Origin of the sequence: Geothrix sp. (assembly GCF_049292215.1) — a bacterium.
In the GTDB taxonomy this organism is placed as follows: Bacteria; Acidobacteriota; Holophagae; order Holophagales; family Holophagaceae; genus Geothrix.
Map to the genome: position 1 here is coordinate 23,995 of NZ_JBATQW010000018.1, position 15,001 is coordinate 38,995.

13 protein-coding genes are annotated in these 15,001 nt (G+C 65.1%); 6 read left to right on the forward strand and 7 right to left on the reverse strand.

Annotated elements, in window-relative coordinates:
* Window positions 1–45 precede the first annotated feature (45 nt).
* From aqpZ to WAS25_RS03310, 3 genes are read right to left on the reverse strand one after another with little or no spacing between them, the layout of a single operon-like run.
* The gene (gene aqpZ / locus WAS25_RS03300; RefSeq protein WP_422310081.1) at window positions 46–750 is read right to left on the reverse strand and encodes an aquaporin Z; all 705 of its coding nucleotides are present in this window, start codon (window positions 748–750) and stop codon (window positions 46–48) included.
* Between the two features lie 57 nt (window positions 751–807).
* Complete coding sequence (locus WAS25_RS03305) at window positions 808–1,623, reverse strand: hypothetical protein (protein WP_422310082.1); 816 nt, start codon at window positions 1,621–1,623, stop codon at window positions 808–810.
* 7 nt (window positions 1,624–1,630) lie between these two features.
* Window positions 1,631–1,987 (reverse strand): hypothetical protein, encoded by a 357-nt coding sequence (locus WAS25_RS03310; protein ID WP_422310083.1) that lies wholly within the window; start codon window positions 1,985–1,987, stop codon window positions 1,631–1,633.
* 53 nt (window positions 1,988–2,040) lie between these two features.
* Between WAS25_RS03310 and WAS25_RS03315 the strand changes: the two genes are divergently transcribed.
* Genes WAS25_RS03315 through WAS25_RS03330 form a run of 4 tightly spaced genes read left to right on the forward strand, consistent with a single transcriptional unit; the run spans window position 2,041 to window position 5,179 of the window.
* Entirely contained in the window at window positions 2,041–2,727 is a 687-nt protein-coding gene (locus WAS25_RS03315; protein ID WP_422310084.1) for an HAD family hydrolase, read from the forward strand.
* 52 nt (window positions 2,728–2,779) lie between these two features.
* Window positions 2,780–3,640, forward strand: a complete 861-nt coding sequence (locus WAS25_RS03320; protein ID WP_422310085.1) for a 3-hydroxybutyryl-CoA dehydrogenase — start codon at window positions 2,780–2,782, stop codon at window positions 3,638–3,640.
* 18 nt (window positions 3,641–3,658) lie between these two features.
* Entirely contained in the window at window positions 3,659–4,216 is a 558-nt protein-coding gene (locus WAS25_RS03325) for an RDD family protein (RefSeq protein WP_422310086.1), read from the forward strand.
* Between the two features lie 39 nt (window positions 4,217–4,255).
* Window positions 4,256–5,179 carry a class I fructose-bisphosphate aldolase gene (locus WAS25_RS03330; RefSeq protein ID WP_422310087.1) on the forward strand — a complete coding sequence of 308 codons (924 nt, stop codon included), beginning with the start codon at window positions 4,256–4,258 and terminating at the stop codon, window positions 5,177–5,179.
* A gap of 32 nt (window positions 5,180–5,211) precedes the next feature.
* Here the strand turns inward: WAS25_RS03330 and WAS25_RS03335 are convergent, their stop codons facing one another.
* The 4 genes from WAS25_RS03335 to WAS25_RS03350 form a co-directional block, all read right to left on the reverse strand.
* Complete coding sequence (locus WAS25_RS03335; protein ID WP_422310088.1) at window positions 5,212–6,780, reverse strand: peptide chain release factor 3; 1,569 nt, start codon at window positions 6,778–6,780, stop codon at window positions 5,212–5,214.
* Between the two features lie 69 nt (window positions 6,781–6,849).
* Window positions 6,850–7,278: a VOC family protein gene (locus tag WAS25_RS03340; RefSeq protein WP_422310089.1), complete on the reverse strand. Its 429-nt coding sequence runs from the start codon at window positions 7,276–7,278 to the stop codon at window positions 6,850–6,852.
* A gap of 20 nt (window positions 7,279–7,298) precedes the next feature.
* On the reverse strand, window positions 7,299–9,428 hold the full coding sequence (locus WAS25_RS03345; protein WP_422310090.1) for a S9 family peptidase: 2,130 nt from the start codon (window positions 9,426–9,428) through the stop codon (window positions 7,299–7,301).
* 99 nt (window positions 9,429–9,527) lie between these two features.
* Window positions 9,528–11,975: a sodium-translocating pyrophosphatase gene (locus tag WAS25_RS03350; protein WP_422310108.1), complete on the reverse strand. Its 2,448-nt coding sequence runs from the start codon at window positions 11,973–11,975 to the stop codon at window positions 9,528–9,530.
* A gap of 386 nt (window positions 11,976–12,361) precedes the next feature.
* Between WAS25_RS03350 and WAS25_RS03355 the strand changes: the two genes are divergently transcribed.
* Both WAS25_RS03355 and WAS25_RS03360 read left to right on the forward strand, forming a co-directional pair.
* Window positions 12,362–13,057 carry a succinate dehydrogenase cytochrome b subunit gene (locus WAS25_RS03355; protein ID WP_422310091.1) on the forward strand — a complete coding sequence of 232 codons (696 nt, stop codon included), beginning with the start codon at window positions 12,362–12,364 and terminating at the stop codon, window positions 13,055–13,057.
* 18 nt (window positions 13,058–13,075) lie between these two features.
* On the forward strand, window positions 13,076–14,995 hold the full coding sequence (locus tag WAS25_RS03360) for a fumarate reductase/succinate dehydrogenase flavoprotein subunit (protein WP_422310092.1): 1,920 nt from the start codon (window positions 13,076–13,078) through the stop codon (window positions 14,993–14,995).
* The last annotated feature ends 6 nt before the right edge of the window (window positions 14,996–15,001 follow it).

Genomic DNA, 15,001 nt, shown 5'->3' on the forward strand with positions numbered 1-15,001 from the left:
ATCGGCCCCTTCCAGGGATTGCTCAAGCCATGCCAATCCGGAGGGCTATTCCTCCAGCTTGGGGAACACAACCCCCGCCAGGGCGGCGCCGACGAGGGGGGCCACCCAGAAGAGCCAGAGCTGGGACAGCGCCCAGCCCCCCACGAACAGGGCCGGGCCGGTGCTGCGGGCGGGGTTCACTGAGGTGTTGGTGACAGGGATGCTGATGAGGTGGATGAGGGTCAGGCAGAGGCCGATGGCGATGGGGGCGAAGCCGGGGGCCGCCTTCTTGGCGGTGCTGCCCAGGATCACCATCAGGAAGAAGAAGGTCATCACCCCTTCCGTCAGGAAGGCGGCCCCCAGGCCATACTTGCCCGGGGAGTGGTCACCGTAGCCGTTGCTGGCGAAGCCGCCGATGGCGGATCCGTTGCCCGTGGCGATGACATAGAGGACGGCGGAAGCCACCACGGCCCCCAGTACCTGGGCGATCCAGTAGGGCGCCACGTCCTTGTAGGGGAAGCGCCCCCCCACGGCCAGGCCCAGGGTCACGGCGGGATTCAGGTGGCAGCCGGAGATGGGGCCGATGGCATAGGCCATGGTCAACACCGTGAGGCCGAAGGCCAGGCTGACTCCGTGGAGGCCGATGCCCACGCCGGGGAAGGCCGCCGCCAGCACGGCGCTGCCGCAACCGCCGAGGACCAGCCAAAGTGTTCCAAGGAACTCAGCCGCAAGCCGCTTGTTCACAAACCCCTCCTGGTGAAAAAGGCGCATTGATTGGATGTACGTGGCGAGTCTACCCCACCGGGGAGACGATGCAAGCAGAAGCGGTCAGGAAAGCCGGTCCCAGCCCTCGAGGTACAATCCGAAACCTGGGTCGGTCGCAGCCTTCTGCTGAACCAGGGCCCGGATCTGGGCTTCCTCGGCCTCCATTTGCTCCGGTGTCAGGTGACCCGAGAGGGTCATGGCCCGCAGCCACACCAGGAAGGTGGTGAGGGCGTCGAACTGGTTGTAGCGGACGATGCCCTTGAGATCCCCAGCTCGCCAGAGATCAATGACGCTCTTGCCGTCGGTGCCCAGCTTGCCCGGGATGCCGCATGCCGTGGCCAGCTCATGCAAGGTGGAGGAGGCCTTGCCCCAGGCCCCGGTGATCTCGCGCAGGTCGATGTGCTGGTTGCCATAGCGATCGAAGAAGTCACCCGGGGCCCACTTCTCGGCGCTGCGGCCCAGGCCGGGAATGGAGAGTCGATGGACCATGGCCCGCTGCACGAGGATGGGCAGGTCCGCATCCCGGGAGTTGAAGCCCACCAGCTGGGGCTTCTTGTCGCCCATGGCCACCAGAAAGCGGCGAAGGAGGTCGTCCTCCGGCAGCGCCTCGGGGCCCTCCGGCAGAGCGTAAAGCCGGTGCGTGACCTCGCCGTGCTTCACCGTGCGGATCACCGCCGCGAGAGAGACCACCCGGCACAGGATGGTCTTCAGGTAGGGCCGGGGCTCGACTTCCGTGGCGCCACCATAAGTCCACATGCGCTCGATGACGGCCTCATCAGACAGGTCCCTGGGCAGGTCGAGCACCCGACGACCCGTCGCGGGGTCGGGCACCCACTCGGCATCGAAGGCGAAGATCTGGTGTTGCGGGGGACGCAGCATGACGCACCTACCTTTCCAAAGCCCACTTGCCTCCGCCGCCCAGGGCGCAAGCCAGGCCCGCCAGCAGCCGGAAGAGCCCACCGAGGTTGGACAGCAGACCGGCTCCGTGGATCCAGCCATGGACCAGAGGCCACCCGAGCAGGGCCGCCAGGAGGCCGCCGGCCAGCGTGACCCATAGGCCTGCCAGGATCAGGGCACCACAGGCCAATTCGGCGAGGGCCAGGCCCCAGGTCGAGGCATGGGCGAAGGTGATGGCCCCATGGGCCCGGCGGAGGACCTCGAATCCCTGGACCACCGCCATCCCCCCCACCGCCAGCCGCAGCAGGAGGAGGGCCCACTCGGTGCGGGTACTGGAGGTGGCCATGGTGTCCCCGGGAATCGTCCATTGTAGGCTGGGGACACCCCGCAGGAACCGCCATGCTCCGAACCCTGGCCTTCGATGCCGACGATACCCTCTGGCACAACGAGACGCACTATGCCGAGACCCAGGAGGCCTTCCGCACCCTTCTGCGCGCCTACCACGACGACGCCTGGATCGACGCCCGCCTGCACGACACAGAGATGCGGAACCTCCAGCACTACGGCTACGGCATCAAGGGCTTCACCCTCTCCATGATCGAAACCGCCCTCGAGCTCACTGAGGACCGCTTGGACGGTGCGGGCATCCGGCAGGTGGTCGAGTTGGGCAAGACCATGCTCGCCATGCCCGTGGAGTCCCTGCCCGGCGTGACCGAGGTGCTACAGGAGTTGTCCAAGGACTTCGAACTGATGGTTATCACCAAGGGTGACCTCTTCGACCAGGAGACCAAGCTGGCGCGGTCAGGCCTGGGCATCTACTTCTCGAAGGTGGAGATCGTCTCCGAGAAGGATGAGGCCACCTATGCCGCCATCCTGGAGCGCCACGTCATTCCCGCGGATCGGTTCACCATGGTCGGCAACTCCGTGAAGTCCGACATCCTGCCCGTGCTGGCCCTTGGGGCCCGGGCCGTCCACGTTCCCTACCACCTCACCTGGGCCCATGAGCAGGTGGCCGCGCCGGCCGAGGCGGCATTTCCCGTGCTGGCTTCCATTCGCGACCTCCCTGCCCTGCTTCGTGGCTGGTGACGGATTCCCCATGGCTCCAGGGTTAGACTCTGAGTTTGAAGGAGAGGTTCCCATGAGTATCCAGAGCATCGGTGTGATCGGCGCGGGCCAGATGGGCAATGGCATCGCCCATGTCTTCGCCCAGGCGGGGTTCAATGTCCTGATGCAGGACATCACCGAAGCCTTCGCGGCCAAGGGGGTGGCCACCATCGACAAGAACCTGCAGCGGGGCGTGGACAAGGGCAAGCTGACCGCCGACGAGAAGGCCGCCGTGCTGGGCCGCATCCGCACCACCACGAAGCTGGAGGATCTGGCCGCCTGCGACATCGTCATCGAAGCCGCCACCGAGAAGTGGGAGGTCAAGAAGCAGATCTTCGAGACGCTGGATGCGGTGTGCAAACCCGGCGCCATCCTGGCCTCCAACACCAGCAGCATCTCCATCACCAAGCTGGCGGCCATCACCAAGCGGCCGGAAGCCTTCATCGGCATGCACTTCATGAACCCCGTGCCGGTCATGCAGCTCATCGAGGTCATCCGCGGTTTGGCCACCAGCGAGGCCACCTACACCGCCGTGATGGACCTGTCCGCGAAGCTGGGGAAGACGCCCATCGCCTGCAACGACTTCCCGGGCTTCGTGAGCAACCGCGTGCTGCTGCCCATGATCAACGAGGCCATCTACGCGCTCTACGAGGGTGTGGCCACGGTGGAGAGCATCGACGGGATCATGAAGCTGGGCATGAACCACCCGATGGGCCCCCTCACCCTGGCGGACTTCATCGGCCTGGACACCTGCCTCTTCATCCTCAACGTGCTGCACGAGGGCCTGGGCGATCCCAAGTACCGCCCCTGCCCCCTGCTCATCAAATACGTGGACGCCGGCTGGCTGGGCCGGAAGTCGGGCCGCGGATTCTACGACTACAGCGCGAAGGCCTGACCCCGTTCCGGCATTCCCATGCACCTGCCCAGGCCCGATGTCTCACGCCGCGCATTCGCCCCTCAGGGGGCGGAACGGCTCGCCGAGCTGTCGGGCCTGCCCCTCGCGACGTTTCGCCGGCGTATGGCCGCCTTCGCCCTGGATTGGGTGTTCCTCTTCCTGCTTTGGCTGCTGGCGGTCCTCGGCGTGGGCGCGGTCCTCATCAAGTCCGGCTTGCTTCACCTGGAAAACAACACCGTCATCTCCATTAACAAGGGCATCGGGAAGTGGACCTTCCTTCCCGCCTCCCTGCTCTACTTCGCCCTGACCACCTGGCATTGGGAAGGTCAGACGCCAGGCAAGCGCCTCCTTGGGATCCGCGTGCTCTCCCTCCACGGCACCCGACTCCACCTCTGGACCAGCCTTGAGCGCTTCCTTGGCTACGGGGCCTCCATGCTCGAATTCGGATTCGGCTTCCTCCAGTTCTTCCTGCACCCGAACCGCCAGACGGTTCATGACCGCATCGCAGAGACCATCGTGGTTCGGGTCGCACCCGCCGAACCAGCCCGAACGGATGAACCCTCCCCCCCCTTGTAGCGGCCCGCCAACCAGGCCGCCCCCACCAAAGGAGAACCCATGGCCACCGCACGCGTCCGCGAAATCCTCTCCTGGTATGCCTCCGAGACCCCTGGCGTGAAGGCCAACCTCGCGCGCCTCATGAACGCCGGGCGCCTGGCCGGCACCGGCAAGTTCGTGATCCTGCCCGTGGACCAGGGCTTCGAGCACGGACCCGCCCGCAGCTTCGCCCCCAACCCGGCGGGCTATGATCCCCGCTACCACGTGGAGCTGGCCATCGAGGCGGGCTGCAACGCCTACGCGGCACCCCTGGGGTTCATCGAGCACGTGGCCTCGGACTACGCCGGGGACATCCCCCTCATTCTCAAGCTCAACAACAGCGACTGCCTTAGCAAGGGCATCGAGCCCTGCAGCGCCATCACGGGCAGCGTCGAAGATGCCCTGCGCCTGGGCTGCGCCGCCATCGGCTACACCATCTACCCCGGCAGCGGCGCCCGCAACGAGCAGTACGAGGCCCTGCGCGAGCTGATCCTGGAAGCCAAGGCCGTGGGCCTCCCCAGCGTCGTCTGGTCCTATCCCCGGGGCGCGGGCCTGACCAAGGACGGGGAGACCGCCGTGGACGTGGCCGGCTACGCAGCTCAGATCGCCGCCCAGCTGGGCGCCCACATCATCAAAGTGAAGCCCCCCAAGCAGCACCTGGAGGTGAAGGAGGCCGCGGCCACCTTCGAGAAGCAGGGCATCCCCATCGGCACCTTGGCAGACCGGGTCCGCGAAGTCGTGCGCAGCGCCTTCAACGGCCGCCGCATCGTGATCTTCAGCGGCGGCGAGGCCAAGGGCACCGAGGAGGTGCTGAAGGAAGTGGCCGAGCTGGTAGCGGGTGGTGCCTTTGGCTCCATCATGGGTCGCAATGCCTTCCAGCGGCCCAAGGTCGAGGCCATCCAGCTGCTACACACGGTCATGGATATGTTCAAGAACGCGAAGTAGGCTTCCTGCTCTTGACCCGCAGTATGCCGAGCCTATTTCGGCGGATGCTCCAGGAAACCCAGCCCGGGGCACTTCTCCGCCGTGGTCCGCCGCTGCCAGTCGTTCTCGAAGAGGATGGCGGGGTTGCCCTCTGTGTCCTCCACCAGCTCACCCCAGAACCTGCTGGGCTCGGGCCAGCCGCCCGTGATCCAGCGAGCCATCTGGAAGCCCCGGGGCTCGAGCAGCACGGGGCAGGCGTACTCTTCCTTGAGGCGGTGCTGGAGCACCTCGAACTGGAGGCGGCCGATGGCGCCCAGGATGGGCAGGGGTGCGCCGCCCTTGGGCCAGAAGACCTGCACCACGCCCTCCTCGGCGATCTGACCTAGTCCCTTCAGGAAGCCCTTGCGGGCGCCGGGATCGGCCAGGCGCACGGAGGCGAACTGCTCAGGGGAGAACCGGGGAACCGCGTGGAACTCCACGGCTCCCTGGGCGCTCAGCACGTCACCGATGCGGAAGAGGCCGGGGTTGATGAGCCCCAGGATGTCCCCCGGGTAGGCCTCGTCCACGATCTGCCGCTCGCGGCCGAAGAACATGTGGGGGTAGTTCAGCTTGATGGACTTCTTCTCCCGTACGTGGAGCGCATCCATGCCCCGCTCGAAGCGGCCGGACACGATGCGGGCAAAGGCCACCCGGTCCCGGTGGGCCTTGTTCATGTTGGCCTGCACCTTGAAGACGAAGGCCGTGAAGGGTTGCTCCGGCGCGATCTCACCACCGTCCATGAGCGGCCGGGCGCCGGGGGACGGGGCCAACTCCAGGAACTCCTCCAGGAACTCGGCCACGCCGAAGTTGTTCACGGCCGACCCGAAGAACATGGGCGACTGTTCGCCCCGCAGGAAGGCCTCCCGGTCGAAGGCCGGCAACACGTGGTTCATGAGGTCGACATCATCCTTGAGCTGCTGCAGTTCCGCAGGTGTGAGCAGGGCCGCGATCTCCGGATCGTCCAGCCCGCCCTGCCCGGCCACGCGGGCCTTCCGCCCGGCCTTGGCGCGCTCGAAGACCTGGATCTGGCCCGTGGCCCGCACGTAGACGCCCTTGAAGTCTGTGCCCGAGCCGATGGGCCAGGTCATGGGGACGGCATGGAGGCCGAACAGTTCCTCGACCTCGTCGATGAGTTCCACAGGTTCCCGGCCGGACCGGTCCAGCTTGTTCACGAAGGTGAAGATGGGAAGCTTGCGCTCGCTGGCCACCCGGAACAGCTTCTTGGTCTGCTCCTCCACGCCCTTGGCGCAGTCCAGCAGCATCACCACGCTGTCGGCCGCCGTCAGGGCCCGGTAGGTGTCCTCGCTGAAGTCCTGGTGGCCCGGGGTGTCCAGCAGGTTGATGGCCTTGCCCAGGTATTCGAACTGCATGGCCGCCGAGGTGACGCTGATGCCGCGTTCCTGCTCGATGCTCATCCAATCCGAGTGGGCCGCTGCCCCGCCCTCCCGGGCTTTCACGGAGCCCGCCCGGTCGATGGCCCCGCCGTATAGCAGCAGCTTCTCCGTCAGCGTGGTCTTGCCCGCATCGGGGTGGCTGATGATGGCGAAGGTACGCCGCCGCAGGATTTCATCGGATAGGGGCATGGGTTCCAGACACAAGAAAGGCGCGGCAGGGGCCGCGCCTTTCCATTGTCCCGGTTTAACCCACTGGACTCAACCTCGGGCCGCCATCCGGCGCTGCACCTCGGCGTCGTCCACATCCTCGATGTGGGTGGCGATCCACCAGTTGTTGCCCCAGGGATCCTGCACCCCTGCGTTGCGGTCCCCGTAGAACTGGTCTGAGGGTTCCATCAGGGATTCGCCCCCTGCTGCCAAGGCCGCCCGGTAAACGGCGTCCGTATCTGGCACATAGAGGTAGAAGCCGGAGGGCATGGGTTTCCACGGGTCCCTGGCCTGGGCCATCATCAGCTTCGAGTCCCCAATCTGGAGTTCCGCGTTGGCGATGGTCCCGTCCGTGCGAAGCGTCCGGCTTTTCTCCACCGCCCCGAAGGCCTTCTCGATGAAGGCAAGGAAGGCCAGGCCATTGGGCACGACCAGGTAGGGCGTGATGGTGTGGTATCCGGCAGGAATGGGCGCGACCATGCGGCCTCCTTGGGGAGTGGTTACTTGGTGATGCCCACCTGACTCAGCATCCAGGCCGTCTCGAAAGCCTTGTCCTTCAGGGCGTCGTAGCGGCCGGAGGCCCCGCCGTGACCGGCCGGTTCCATCTTGATCTTCAGCAGCAGGGGGTTGGCGTCGGTCTTGAGGGTGCGCAGCTTCGCCACATATTTGGCCGGCTCCCAGTACATCACCTGGCTGTCGTTGAAGCTGGTGGTGACGAGGATGGCCGGGTAGGCCTTCTTCTGCAGGTTGTCGTAGGGACTGTAGGCCCGCATGTAGTCGAAAGCGGCCTTCTCGTTGGGGTTGCCCCACTCCAGATACTCGCCCACCGTGAGGGGCAGGCTGGCGTCCATCATGGTGTTCATCACGTCCACGAAAGGCACGGCGCTGTGTACGGCCTTGAAGAGGTCGGGGCGCAGGTTGGTGACGGCGCCCATGAGCAGGCCTCCGGCGCTGCCACCTTCGATGACGAGCCGGTCCTTGGCCGTCCACTTCTCCTTGACCAGGAAGTCGGCCGAATCGATGAAGTCAGTGAAGGTGTTCATCTTCTTCATGAGCATGCCGTCGTCGTGCCAGGCTTCGCCCAGGTCGTTGCCGCCCCGGATGTGGGCGATGACATAGACCATGCCCCGGTCCAGCAGGCTGAGGCGGGGGATGGAGAAGGTGGCCGACTGGCCATAACCATAGGAGCCATAGGCATAGAGGAACAGCGGGGCCGAACCATCCCGCTTCACCCCCTTCTTGTAGACCACAGACAGGGGCACCTTCGCGCCATCCCGGGCCGTCGCCCATAGGCGTTCCGTGGCGTACCGGGTCTTGTCGTAGCCGCCCAGCACTTCAGTCTGCTTCAAAAGGGTCTGTTTGCCCGTGGCCATCTCGCAGTCATAGATGCTGGCGGGGGTGACCATGGACTGGTAGTTGAAGCGGAACGTGGTGGAGGTGTACTCGGGGGTTCCACCGGGGAAGGCGGCATAGACGCTTTCGGGGAAGGTGACTTCCCGCCATGCCTTGGCCTTGAGGTCAAAGATCCGGAAGCGATCAAGCCCCTGGCTCTTTTCCGTAACTACCAGGAAATCCTTGAAGGGATCCAGGCCTTCCAGGAGGACATCGGCACGGTGGGGCAGAACTTCGGTCCAATGCTTGGGATCTGGGGTGGCCACGGGTGCGGAGACCAGCCGGAAGTTCTTGGCACCCTTGTTGGTCCGGATGTAGAACAGCCCTTCGTGATGCTCGATGCTGTACTTGTGGCCCTTCTCCCGGGGCAGCAGCGCCTTGAAGGCGCCCTTGGGCTCGCCGGCAGCCAGGTAGCGCATCTCCCAGGTGTCCGTGGCATGGCTGCCCGCTAGCAGGTACTTGCGGTCCTTCGAACGGCCAAGGCTCAGGCCGTAGAGCTCGTCCTTCTCCTCGAAGACCAGTTCCGGCTTGCCGCCCTGGAGATCGAGACGCCAGAGCTGGTTCGAACGCTTCGTGACATTGTCTTCCGTCACAAAGAAGATGTGGCGGTTGTCAGCCGCCCAGGTGAAGGAGGTCACCCGCTCCGCCAGGGGAGCACTGATGGTGCCGGTGGCCAGGTCCTTGGTGAAGAGCCTGTACTGCCGGAAGCCGGTGGTATCCGTGATGAACAGCAGCGTGCGCTCGTGGTCGCTGACCGACATCCCGCCCAGGCTCAGGAACTTCAGTCCCTTGGCCAGCTCGTTCTGGTCGAGCAACACCTCCTCGGCGGCCTTGTCATCGTAGGATCCGCTGGGAGCAGCCTTGCGACGGCACTGGATGCCGTACTGCTTCCCTTCTTCCGTGCGCGAGTAGTAGTAGAAGGCTCCCCGACGCACGGGAACACTCAGGTCGGTCTGCTTGATGTGGCCCAGCATCTCCTTGTAGAGCGACTCCGAGAATGGCTTCAGGTCCGCGGTCATGGCCTCGGTGTAGGCATTCTCGGCATTCAGGTAGGCCACCACCTCCGGATTGGCCTTCTCCCGCAGCCAGAACCAGGGGTCGTTCACCTTTTCGCCATGCCAGATGGAGACATGCTCCACCTGCTTGGCCACGGGTGGGAACGGGGCTTGCCCGGCAAGACTCAGGGAGGCGCTCACAAGGGCTGCCAGGCCGAGGAGGCGCAAGGGACGAGAAGGCATGGAAGGCTCCTGAAGGACATGGCGTCCAACGTACCACGAAAAAACAGGCCCCTCGGTTGAGGGGCCTGGCGGTTAATTCTTTGTCAGGTTTGGAAAGGGCTACTTCTCCTCGAGCGTGGGGATGCGCATGCCATAGAAGGAGCGCCACACGAAGACCGTGGAGATGACAAAGAAGACCAGCGCCCAGCCATGGGCCACGACCGGGTTCAGCTCGATGGCCAGCTCCACTGCGAGCAGGCCGAAGAGGGTCGTGAACTTGATCACGGGGTTCAGGGCCACCGAGGAGGTGTCCTTGAAGGGATCACCCACGGTGTCGCCCACGACGCAGGCATCGTGGAGGGCCGTGCCCTTGGCCTTCAGCTCGGTCTCGACGAGCTTCTTCGCGTTGTCCCAGGCGCCGCCGGCATTGGCCATGAAGATGGCCTGGTAGAGGCCGAAGACGGCGATGGAGATCAGGTAGCCGATGAAGAAGAAGTGGTTCAGGCAGGCAAAGGCCAGCGTGGAGAAGAACACGGCCAGGAAGATGTTGAACATGCCCTTCTGGGCGTATTGGGTGCAGATCTCAACGACCTTCTTGGAGTCTTCCACGGAGGCCTTGGTGGCGCCCGAATCCAGGTTGATGTTCTGCTTGATGAACTCCACCGCGCGGTAGGCGCCCGTGGCCACGGCCTGGCAGGCCGCCCCGGAGAACCAGAAGATTATGGCGCCGCCGGTGATGATGCCGAGCAGGAAGAGCGGGTTGATGATGGACAGCCCCTCGACCACCGCCGGCACACCGAACTTGCCATTCAGCAGCTGGATGATGGAGAAGATCAGGGTGGTGGCGCCCACCACGGCGGTGCCGATGAGCACAGGCTTGGCGGTGGCCTTGAAGGTGTTGCCGGCCCCGTCATTCTCCTCGAGATACATCTTGCCGTTCTCGAAGTCGGGCTTGAAGCCGAAGTCCTTCTGGATCTCGGCCTCGATGCCGGGGATGGTCTCGATGGTGGAGAGTTCGTAGACGGACTGGGCGTTGTCGGTCACGGGGCCGTAGGAGTCCACGGCGATGGTGACGGGCCCCATGCCAAGGAAGCCGAAGGCCACCAGACCGAAGGAGAAGATAGCCGGGGCGGCCATGAAGGCACCCAGGCCGAAGGTGGAGACATAGTAGGCCGCGCCCATGAGGGCGACGATGGTGAGGCCCATCCAGTAGGCGGAGAAGTAGCCGGCCACCAGACCCGAGATGATGTTGAGTGACGCGCCGCCCTCCTTGGAGGCCGTGACGACTTCACGGACATGGCCGGAGTTGGTGGAGGTAAAGGACTTCACCAACTCGGGGATGAGGGCGCCGGCCAGGGTGCCGCAGGTAATGATGGTGGAGAGCTTCCACCACAGGCCCGCGGGCAGGTTGCCGATGAGCAGGTAGGACAGCACGTATGTCACCAGGATCGACAGGATCGAAGTCAGCCAGACCAGGGTGGTAAGGGGGGTCTCGAAGTCGAACTTGGCGAGGCCGCCGAACTTGGCCTTGGACCACAGGCCGTTGACCCAGTAGGAGGCGGCGGAGGTCACGACCATGCCAACGCGCATGACGAAGATCCACACCAGCAGCGCCACCTGGATGGCCTGGTAGGTGGGGCCGGCCGTGGTGGGATTGACCGCCAGCAGAATGAAGGTGATCAGGGCCACGCCCGTCACGCCGTAGGTCTCAAAGCCGTCCGCCGTGGGGCCGACGGAATCACCCGCGTTGTCACCCACGCAGTCGGCGATGACACCGGGGTTGCGGGCATCGTCTTCCTTGATCTTGAAGACGATCTTCATGAGGTCGGAGCCGATGTCGGCGATCTTGGTGAAGATGCCGCCCGCGATGCGGAGGGCGGCGGCGCCCAGCGACTCGCCGATGGCGAAGCCGATGAAGCAGGGGCCGGCGGCGTCACCGGGGATGAAGAGCAGGATGCCGAGCATGAGCAGCAGCTCGACCGAAATGAGCAGCATGCCGATGGACATGCCCGCCTTGAGGGGGATCTCCATGGTCGGATAGGGCTTGCCGCCCAGGGACGCGAAGGCCGTGCGGGAGTTGGCGAAGGTGTTGATGCGGATGCCGAACCAGGCCACGGCCACGGAGCCGAGGATGCCGACGATCGAGAAGAGCAGGACCACGATCACCTGGCCCCAGCCCATGGGCGTATGGGAGAGGTATTTGAAGTAGGCGATCATGATGACCGCGATGAAGGCCCAGAGGACCGAGATGAACTTGATCTGCGTGACCAGGTAGGTCTTGCAGGTCTCGTAGATCAGCTCGGAGATCTCCAGCATGGACTTGTGCACCGGCAGGTCCCGGATCTCGGCGTACTGCACGAGGCCGAAGCCGATACCGAGCAGGCAGATGAACAGCCCGATCAGCAGCAGGTTGTGGCCGGACATGCCCAGGAAGCTGCCCTGCAGGGCCGGGATCTTCAGGTCGGCCTCTCCGGCCAGGGCCGGACTGGTGCAGAGAAGGGCAAGAGCGGCAGTCAAGCCCAGCCGAAAGACTCGGGTTGACGCCAGGGCGCCAAGCAGGCGTTTCATCATCTCCATGGTGTTCCTCCAGTTTGGATGCGGGGATGGGGGACTAGGGGTGCGGAAGGGGTGGTCGTCCGATGTGTCGAGGCGGCCTGCGTTGATGCAAAACGAGCCCCCAACCCGGGGGCGAACCACCAAAGATCATGCTTGGATCGTGTGTGACTCTATCGCGGAAGGGCCCCCCGCCGCAAGCCCGGGGCCTTTCCGCGGGATGGATTCCAGCCGACTGGCGGGCAGGGACGCAGTGTGACCTAGGTCCACCCATGGGGGCTTGGGATTCCGGGTCCCTAGGAAGATAATCGGGTCCCATATGACCCCGTTCCTCGAAGCCGGTCCCCTGCCCCCCTCGGGATCCCTGTTTCCTCCCCAAGCTTTCTTCAAGGAGACCCTCTATGTCCGTCGCTGAACAGAGCATCGCGGGCGCGGAAGCACGCGGCCACGGCTTCATGGCTTCCTCGGTCGGCCGAAAGGTCGTCATGGCCGCCACCGGGATCGTCCTCTTCGGGTTCGTCACGGTCCACATGATCGGGAACACCCAGGCCTACATGGGCGCTGAGACCTTCAACAGCTACGCGAAGTTCCTGCACACCATGCTGCATGGTGGCGGCATCTGGATCTTCCGCGCCGCGCTGCTGGCCGCCACGGGCCTCCACATCTGGGCTGCCGTGACCCTCACCCTGGACAACCAGGCTGCCCGTCCCGTGGGCTACCGTGCCCAGCAGAGCGTCGCCTCTACCTGGGCCTCCCGCACCATGCGCTGGAGCGGCTTCATCCTGGCCGCCTTCATCGTCTACCACCTGCTCCACCTGACCACCGGCCAGGCGCACCCCAACTTCGACCACGCCAATCCCTACGCCAACTTCGTTAGCGGCTTCAAGGTTCCCGCCGCGGCCGGGTTCTACATCGTGGCCCAGCTCTGCCTGGGCCTGCACATGTGGCACGGCGTGTGGAGTTTCACCCAGACACTGGGCCTCTCCCATCCCCGCTACGACAGCCTGCGGCGCAACTTCGCCACCGGCCTGACCTTCCTGGTGGTGGGCGTGAACATCTCCTACCCCATCGCCGTCCTCACCGGCCTCATCCGCTGATCCGAAGGAGAGCCCTCCATGGAACTCAACTCCCGAATCCCAGACGGCCCCATCGAGAAGAAGTGGGACAAGCACAGGTTTGATCTCAAGCTCGTGAACCCGGCCAACAAGCGCAAGTACAAGGTGCTCGTGGTGGGCTCCGGCCTGGCCGGTGGCGCCGCAGCGGCATCCCTGGCAGAGCTCGGCTACGAAGTCGAGTGCTTCTGCTACCAGGACAGCCCCCGCCGCGCCCACTCCATCGCGGCGCAGGGCGGCATCAACGCCGCCAAGAACTACCACAATGACGGCGACAGCGTCCGGCGCCTCTTCTACGACACGGTCAAGGGCGGCGACTTCCGGGCCCGCGAAGCCAACGTGCACCGTCTGGCCGAGGTCAGCAACAACATCATCGACCAGTGCGTGGGCCAGGGCGTGCCCTTCGCCCGCGAGTACGGCGGACTGCTGGACAACCGTTCGTTCGGTGGCGCCCAGGTGAGCCGCACCTTCTACGCCCGTGGGCAAACGGGGCAGCAGCTGCTCCTCGGCGCCTACCAGGCCCTGCAGCGGCAGGTGGGTCTCGGCACCGTGAAGATGTTCGCCCGCCACGAGATGCAGGAACTGATCGTGGTGGACGGCGTGGCCAAGGGCATCGTCACCCGCGACATGGTCACGGGCGAGATCAAGTCCCACCTCGCCGACGCGGTCTGCCTCGCCACCGGCGGCTACGGCAACACCATGTATCTGGCCACCTATGCCAAGGGCTGCAACGGCACCGCCATCTGGCGCGCCCACAAGAAGGGCGCGGCCTTCGCCAACCCCTGCTTCACGCAGATCCACCCCACCTGCATCCCCGTCACCGGCGACCACCAGAGCAAGCTCACGCTGATGTCCGAGTCCCTGCGCAACGACGGCCGCATCTGGGTGCCGAAGAAGAAGGAGGACTGCGGCAAGCCCGCCAGCCAGATCCCCGAAGACGACCGCGACTACTACCTGGAGCGGAAGTACCCCTCCTTCGGCAACCTGGCACCTCGCGACATCGCCAGCCGCGCCGCCAAGCAGGTCTGCGATGACGGCCGTGGCATCGGCGAGACCGGTCTCGGCGTCTACCTCGACTTCGAGGCGGCCATCAAGCGTCTCGGCCAGAACAAGATCGAAGAGAAATACGGCAACCTCTTCGAGATGTATGAGCGCATCACGGACGACAACCCCTACAAGACCCCCATGCGCATCTTCCCGGCCACGCACTACACCATGGGCGGCCTCTGGGTGGACTACAACCTGATGAGCACCATCCCCGGTCTCTTCGTGCTGGGCGAAGCCAACTTCTCCGACCACGGCGCCAACCGCCTGGGCGCTTCGGCGCTCATGCAGGGCCTAGCCGACGGCTACTTTGTGATCCCCTACACCATCGGTGGGTATCTCGCGGGCATCAAGCCCGGCACCCGCATCAAGGCCGAGGATCCCGCCGTCAAGGCCGCCGAGCAGTACGTCTCCGACCGGGTCTCCAAGCTCTTCGCCATCAACGGCAAGGAGACCCCCACCCACTTCCACCGCGAGTTGGGCAAGGTCATGTGGGAGTTCTGCGGCATGGGCCGCAACGAGGGCGGGCTGAAGAAGGCCCTGCAGCTCATCCCCCAGATCCGCGAGGAATTCTGGAAGAACCTCCGCATCCCCGGCAGTGGCGCTGAAGTGAACCAGTCCCTCGAGCTGGCCGGACGCGTGGCCGACTTCCTCGAGATCGGCGAGCTGATGTGCCTGGATGCGCTCGAGCGCCGCGAGTCCTGCGGCGGCCACTTCCGCGAGGAATGGCAGACCGAGGAGGGCGAGGCTCTGCGCGACGACGAGAACTTCTGCCACGTCGCCGCCTGGGAACACAAGGGTGAAGGCCAGACACCGGTCCGCCACGTCGAGCCGCTCGCCTTCGAGAACGTCCACCTCGCGACCCGCAGCTACAAGTGAGGAGCT